We start from the raw sequence: 1,923 nt of genomic DNA on the forward strand, positions 1-1,923 counted from the left end.
GGGGCCGAGTTAGAACATCAAACATTAAAGGGTGGTATTTCAAGGATGGCTCCACGCAGACTGGCGTCCACGCTTCAAAGCCTCCCACCTATCCTACACATCAAGGCTCAATGTTCAGTGTCAAGCTATAGTAAAGGTTCACGGGGTCTTTCCGTCTTGCCGCGGGTACACTGCATCTTCACAGCGAGTTCAATTTCACTGAGTCTCGGGTGGAGACAGCCTGGCCATCATTACGCCATTCGTGCAGGTCGGAACTTACCCGACAAGGAATTTCGCTACCTTAGGACCGTTATAGTTACGGCCGCCGTTTACTGGGGCTTCGATCAAGAGCTTCGCCTTGCGGCTGACCCCATCAATTAACCTTCCAGCACCGGGCAGGCGTCACACCGTATACGTCCACTTTCGTGTTTGCACAGTGCTGTGTTTTTATTAAACAGTTGCAGCCAGCTGGTATCTTCGACTGGCTTCAGCTCCATCCGCNAGGGACTTCACCTACATGCCAGCGTGCCTTCTCCCGAAGTTACGGCACCATTTTGCCTAGTTCCTTCACCCGAGTTCTCTCAAGCGCCTTGGTATTCTCTACCTGACCACCTGTGTCGGTTTGGGGTACGATTTAATGTTACCTGGAGCTTAGAGGATTTTCCTGGAAGCAGGGCATCAACTACTTCTGCACCGTAGTGCATCGTCATCACGCCTCAGGGTTGATATGCAACCGGATTTACCAGGTCACACCCCCTACACGCTTAAACCGGGACAACCGTCGCCCGGCCAGCCTAGCCTTCTCCGTCCCCCCTTCGCAGTAACACCAAGTACAGGAATATTAACCTGTTTCCCATCGACTACGCTTTTCAGCCTCGCCTTAGGGGTCGACTCACCCTGCCCCGATTAACGTTGGACAGGAACCCTTGGTCTTCCGGCGAGCGGGCTTTTCACCCGCTTTATCGTTACTTATGTCAGCATTCGCACTTCTGATACCTCCAGCAACCCTCACAGGCCACCTTCAACGGCTTACAGAACGCTCCCCTACCCAACAACGCCTAAGCGTCGCTGCCGCAGCTTCGGTGCATGGTTTAGCCCCGTTACATCTTCCGCGCAGGCCGACTCGACCAGTGAGCTATTACGCTTTCTTTAAATGATGGCTGCTTCTAAGCCAACATCCTGGCTGTCTATGCCTTCCCACATCGTTTCCCACTTAACCATGACTTTGGGACCTTAGCTGGCGGTCTGGGTTGTTTCCCTCTTCACGACGGACGTTAGCACCCGCCGTGTGTCTCCCGTGATAACATTCTTCGGTATTCGGAGTTTGCATCGGTTTGGTAAGCCGGGATGGCCCCCTAGCCGAAACAGTGCTCTACCCCCGAAGATGAGTTCACGAGGCGCTACCTAAATAGCTTTCGGGGAGAACCAGCTATCTCCCGGTTTGATTGGCCTTTCACCCCCAGCCACAAGTCATCCGCTAATTTTTCAACATTAGTCGGTTCGGTCCTCCAGTTAGTGTTACCCAACCTTCAACCTGCCCATGGCTAGATCACCGGGTTTCGGGTCTATACCTTGCAACTAATCGCCCAGTTAAGACTCGGTTTCCCTACGGCTCCCCTATACGGTTAACCTTGCTACAAAATATAAGTCGCTGACCCATTATACAAAAGGTACGCAGTCACACCACGAAGGTGCTCCCACTGCTTGTACGTACACGGTTTCAGGTTCTATTTCACTCCCCTCGCCGGGGTTCTTTTCGCCTTTCCCTCACGGTACTGGTTCACTATCGGTCAGTCAGGAGTATTTAGCCTTGGAGGATGGTCCCCCCATATTCAGACAGGATGTCACGTGTCCCGCCCTACTCATCGAACTCACGACCTGTGCATTTTAGTGTACGGGGCTATCACCCTTTGCTGCGCGACTTTCCAGACGCTTCCACTAACA

General features: G+C 52.9%; 1 rRNA gene. It reads right to left on the bottom strand.

What is annotated here, in order from left to right:
• Nucleotides 1–1,923: ribosomal RNA gene (locus BMG523DRAFT_RS22255) — 23S ribosomal RNA — on the bottom strand; the annotation flags it as partial.

The sequence above is a fragment of the Frankia sp. BMG5.23 genome, from assembly GCF_000685765.2.
GTDB lineage: Bacteria > Actinomycetota > Actinomycetes > Frankiales > Frankiaceae > Frankia > Frankia casuarinae.